At 74.3% G+C, this 4903-nt stretch carries 6 protein-coding genes; all 6 read left to right on the top strand.

The window, feature by feature from the left end; translation table 11 throughout:
- Positions 1–102 precede the first annotated feature (102 nt).
- Positions 103–558: an SRPBCC family protein gene (locus tag NCC78_RS27510; RefSeq protein ID WP_250798116.1), complete on the top strand. Its 456-nt coding sequence runs from the start codon at positions 103–105 to the stop codon at positions 556–558.
- Positions 559–589: 31 nt separating this feature from the next.
- Positions 590–1234, top strand: a complete 645-nt coding sequence (locus tag NCC78_RS27505; protein WP_250798115.1) for a hypothetical protein — start codon at positions 590–592, stop codon at positions 1232–1234.
- A 75-nt stretch (positions 1235–1309) separates the two neighbouring features.
- Positions 1310–2257, top strand: a complete 948-nt coding sequence (locus tag NCC78_RS27500) for an ROK family glucokinase (RefSeq protein ID WP_250798112.1) — start codon at positions 1310–1312, stop codon at positions 2255–2257.
- Positions 2258–2267: 10 nt separating this feature from the next.
- Positions 2268–2975: an endonuclease/exonuclease/phosphatase family protein gene (locus NCC78_RS27495; RefSeq protein WP_250798110.1), complete on the top strand. Its 708-nt coding sequence runs from the start codon at positions 2268–2270 to the stop codon at positions 2973–2975.
- A gap of 94 nt (positions 2976–3069) precedes the next feature.
- A complete protein-coding gene (locus NCC78_RS27490) occupies positions 3070–4479 on the top strand; it encodes a flavin-containing monooxygenase (protein ID WP_250798109.1) in 1410 nt (469 codons plus the stop codon).
- A 55-nt stretch (positions 4480–4534) separates the two neighbouring features.
- The coding region (locus tag NCC78_RS27485) for an alpha/beta hydrolase (RefSeq protein WP_250798107.1) at positions 4535–4903 on the top strand (369 nt) is incomplete at its 3' end.

The raw sequence follows: 4903 nt of genomic DNA, 5'->3' as shown, positions 1-4903 counted from the left end.
CGACCCCCCGCGGCGCGGAGGGCGGGGCGGGAGAAGGCGGCCGGTGCGGCGTGCCGGGGGCGGCGCGGCGCGGGCGTCCCCGCCGCCGGGTAGCCTCCCCCCATGGCGGACACCTCCACCCAGTCGATCATCGTCGGCGCGCCACCGGAACGGGTGGCGGCGGTCATCTGCGACTTCCCGAGCTACCCGGACTGGACCGACGCGGTACAGCGGGTGGAGGTCATCGAGGAGTACGAGGACGGCTACGCCAGCCAGGTCCGGTTCACCATCGACGCCGGCGTGATGGCCGACGAGTACGTGCTGGCGTACGAGTACGCCGAGGACCTCTCCCGGATCGAGTGGCACCTGGTGGCGCCCTCGAAGATGCAGAAGGCCCAGCGTGGCTCGTACGACCTGGTGGGCGCCCCGGACGGCACCACCACGGTGACCTACACCCTGGAGGTCGAACTCTCCGTGGGGATGCTCGGCATGTTTCGCCGCAAGGCCGAGAAAATGATCATGGATACCGCGTTGAAGCAGCTCAAGCGCCGGGTAGAAGCACCCGGTGCGGCGCAGTGACGCGTTCGCCGGCACGGTAGAGGAGCCGACCATGGGTGCAACGGATCCGGGTTCGGCCCGGGAAGAGGCGGAACGACTGGTCGCCACCGTGCTGGCCGCCGCCCGGCTGGCCTCCGCGGGTCGGACGGCCGGCCCGTGGGGTCCGCTCGGTGGGATCGTGTCGAGTGTCCTCGGTCACAGTGCCGCCCCGGGCGGGTCGACCGGCGCCACCGGCGGCGGTTTCGCCACCGGCACGGCCGAATGCTGCATCTGCCCGGTCTGCCGCGGTATAGCGGCGTTGCGGGATCCGAGTCCCGAATTCGCCGAGCGGCTCGCCACCGGAGCTGGGGATCTGGCCGCCGGAGTGGCCAGCCTGCTGCGGGCGTTCACCCCGCCGGAGGAGTCCACGGAGCCCGTCGTCCGGCCGGCCGCGACGGCCGACAGCGGCCCCGCCGACGATCACGTGTGGCGCGAGGCCACCCGGAGCGGGCATGATTCTCAGCCGGCGCCGCAGCGGGACGTCTGGTCCGCCGCGACCCGGGCGGAGGAGTCGGCCGTTCCGGCCGCCGCATCGCCCGTCGACGTCGCCGGGCCGGCCGCCCCGGTCACCGTCCGGACGCCGGCCGACCGTCCCGTGGTGCCCGCGTCCCGGGCGCCGGGCGACGCGGGCGAGGACGCACCAGGCGACGGGGCCTGACCATCGCACCTCCCGACACCCCGCCGGCGACGCGCCGGCGCGGTGCGGGCAGCACAGCAGAGGGGAGTGGCAGCGGTGACGCTGACCATCGGAGTCGACGTCGGTGGCACGAAGGTGGCCGGCGGTGTCGTGGACGACACCGGCAAGGTCCTCGTGCAGGCCCGACGGGACACCCCCGCCGATGACGTCGGCAAGACCCGCGACGTCATCATCGAGCTGGTCGGCGAGTTGGCCACCGGACAGTCGATCGAGGCGGTCGGCATCGGCGCGGCCGGCTGGATCGACGCCAGCCGCTCCACCGTCCTCTTCGCCCCGAACCTCGCCTGGCGGGACGAGCCCCTGCGCGAGTACGTCAGCGCCGCGGTCGGCCTGCCGGTGATCGTGGAGAACGACGGGAACGTGGCCGCCTGGGCCGAGTTCCGCCACGGCGCGGCCCGCGACGCCGACGACTCGATGGTCATGTTCACCATCGGCACCGGCGTCGGCGGCGGCATCGTGCTCGGCGGAGAACTGGTCCGGGGCGCGAACGGCATCGCCGCCGAGCTGGGCCACATGCTCACCGTGCCGGACGGCCACCAGTGCGGCTGCGGCCGGCTCGGCTGCATCGAGCAGTACGCCAGCGGCAGCGCCCTGGTGCGCTTCGCCCGCGCCGCCGCCCGGCAGGAGCCGCACCGCGCCGGCGCCCTGCTGGAGCTGGCCGGCGGTGAGGCCGAGGCGATCACCGGCCCGATGGTCACCGCCGCCGCGCAGGGCGGCGACCCCGTCTCCGCCGAGGCGTTCGCCCAGGTCGGGCGCTGGCTCGGCACCAGCCTCGCCGACATGGCGCAGATCCTCGACCCGCAGGTGCTCGTCGTCGGCGGTGGCGTGATCGACGCCGGCGACCTGCTGATGGGCCCGACCCGCCGGTCCTTCACCGACGCGCTGGCCCAGCGCAGCCGGCTCCCGGTGGCCGAGATCCGCCCGGCCGAGCTGGGCAACACCGCCGGTGTCATCGGCGCGGCCGACCTGGCCCGCCGGATCTGAGGCGGGACGGGTGACGCAGAGCTCCGGCGTGCCGCTGCGCGTCGTGTCGTACAACATCCACAGCCAGCGGGACGACACCGCCGCGCTGGCCGAGGTGGTCCGCGCCGCGAGGCCGGACGTGGTGGTCGTGCAGGAGGGGCCGCGCCGGTTCCGGTGGCGGCAGCGCTCCGCCACGCTCGCCGAGTCGTTCGGCCTGGTGGTGGCCGCCGGCGGGCTGCCCTCGCTGGGCAACCTGGTGCTGACCAGCCTGCGGGTGCGGGTGCTGGCCACCCGGTGCCAGCGCTTCCCGCTCACCCCGGGCCGGCACCTGCGCGGCGCCGCGTACGCCGAGTGCGTGGTCGGCGGCGGCGCCCGGTTCACCGTGGCCGGGTCGCACCTGTCCACCGACGCCGCCGAGCGGCCCGGGCAGGCCGCGCTCTTCAAGCGCGACCTGGACGCGGCGAGCACGCCGGTCATCGCGGCGGCCGACCTCAACGAGGGTCCGGACGGGCCGGCCTGGGCGACCGTGGCGCGGGGGCTGACCGACGCCGCCGTGGCGACCGACCGGGCGGACCGGCTCACCTACTCCTGCACGAACCCGCGGCGGCGGATCGACGCCCTCTTCGTCGACCCGCGGATCACGGTGGTCGACTACGACGTGGTGGACACTCCGCAGACCCGCCGGGCCAGCGACCACTTCCCCGTCCTGGTCGACCTGCTGCTGCCCACGGCCGACTGACCGGCGCGACCGCGCCGGGGGCTGGACATCCCGCTCCGTTGTGGAGAGGATTCTGCGCGACCCGGCACTCGTGCCGTACAAAAGGAGATTCCCGGTGTCCACCTCCACCGATCCCGGCCGGCCCGACCCGGAGACGAGCACGCTCGCCCTGACCCGCGACGGCCGCCCGGTCTCCGACCGGGGCGAGACCGTCTGCGTGATCGGCGCCGGGGCCAGCGGCCTCACCGCCGTGAAGAACCTCAAGGAGCACGGCTTCGGGGTCGACTGCTACGAGCGGGAGACCGGCGTCGGCGGCGCCTGGAACTGGCGGCACGACCGCAGCCCGGTGTACGCCAGCACCCACCTGATCTCGTCGCGGCCGTTCACCCAGTTCCCCGACTTCCCGATGCCGGACGACTGGCCGGACTACCCGCACCACAGCCAGCTGCTCTCCTACTTCGAGCGGTACGCCGACCACTTCGACCTGCGCTCGCACATCTGGTTCGGCACCGAGGTGATCCGGGTCGAGCCGGTGGCGGGCGACCGCTGGGACGTCACCACCCGCAGCACCGGCGGCTACGGCCCGGAGCGCACCTCCCGCTACGCCGCCGTGGTGGTCGCCAACGGTCACAACTGGTCACCGAAGCTGCCCCGCTACGAGGGGCTGGAGGAGTACCGCGGCGAGATCATGCACGCCTCGTCCTACAAGGACCCGGCGCAGCTGCGGGGCAAGCGGGTGCTGGTGGTCGGCGCCGGCAACACCGGCTGCGACATCGCCGTCGAGGCGGCCCAGCAGGCGTCGCGCTGCTGGCACTCCACCCGCCGCGGCTACTGGTACGCGCCGAAGTACGTTCTCGGGCGCCCAGCCGACCAGGTCAACGACGCGCTGCTCGCGCTGCGCGTACCGCTGCGGGTGCGGCAGTGGCTCTACCACTGGACGCTGCGGCTGACCGTCGGCGACCTGACCCGGTTCGGCCTGCCCAAGCCCGACCACCGGGTGTACGAGACGCACCCGATCGCCAACAGCCAGCTCGTCTACTACGTCGGCCACGGCGAGATCACCCCGGTGCCGGACGTCGCCCGCTTCCACCCGTACGCCGTCGAGCTCTCCGACGGCCGGCAGATCGACCCGGAACTGGTCGTCTTCGCCACCGGCTACCTGCCGCGCTTCGAGTTCCTCGATCCCAAGGTGCTCGGCGACGACGCGGGGGCGGGCCGGCCGACACTCTGGCTCAACGCCTTCGTCCCGGACCACCCCACCCTCGCGGTGGCCGGTCTGGTGCAGCCGGACTCGGGGATCTTCACCCTGTCGCACTGGCAGACGGTGCTCTTCGCCCGGCTGCTCCGGTTGCGCGTGACCCGTCCGGACCGGGCGGCGGCGTTCGCCGCCAAGGTGACGGCGAACGCGGGGGAGCGCTACTCCGGGCACGTCAAGGACAGCAGCCGGCACTGGTTCGAGGTCGGCCACGCGGACTACCTGCGCGCCGTCCAGCGCGCCCTGCACGACCTGGAGGGTTCCCGGTGAGCGCGAGGAGTGCAGCGCAGCGGAGCCCCGCAGTCGCGAACGAGAGGCCGGTGCGGTGAGCGAGCAGGTGCGGGTCATGCGGGGGCGGGAGTGGGCCCGTCCGGTCCGCCCGGTCCGGCGGGAGGTGCTCAGCGCGAGTCCGGAGCTGGAGGAGGGGCGCCCGCCGCTGCTCTTCGTGCCCGGTTTCGGGCACGGGGCGTGGGCGTTCGCCGAGCACTGGCTGGGTCATGCCGCGTCGCGCGGATTCCCGGCGTACGCGCTGAGCCTGCGTGGGCACGGCGGCAGCGGGCCGGCGCCGGAGGCGACGCTGCGGGCGTACGCCCACGACGTGGTCCAGGTGGCGGCGGGCCTGCCGCGCCAGGCGGTGCTGGTGGGGCACGGTGCCGGGGCGCTGGTGGTCGCCCACGCCCTGGCGCGTTACCCG

It is taken from the genome of Micromonospora phytophila (genome assembly GCF_023656545.1).
Lineage (GTDB): Bacteria > Actinomycetota > Actinomycetes > Mycobacteriales > Micromonosporaceae > Micromonospora > Micromonospora phytophila.
Note: the sequence above shows the minus strand (reverse complement) of the source record. Positions and strands in the feature narration are given on the sequence as shown.

What these genes read in the sequence shown, in the direction of transcription:
- NCC78_RS27510 (WP_250798116.1), top strand. Translation starts at nt 103, where the DNA reads ATGGCGGACACCTCCACCCAGTCGATCATCGTCGGCGCGCCACCGGAA.
- NCC78_RS27505 (WP_250798115.1), top strand. Translation starts at nt 590, where the DNA reads ATGGGTGCAACGGATCCGGGTTCGGCCCGGGAAGAGGCGGAACGACTG.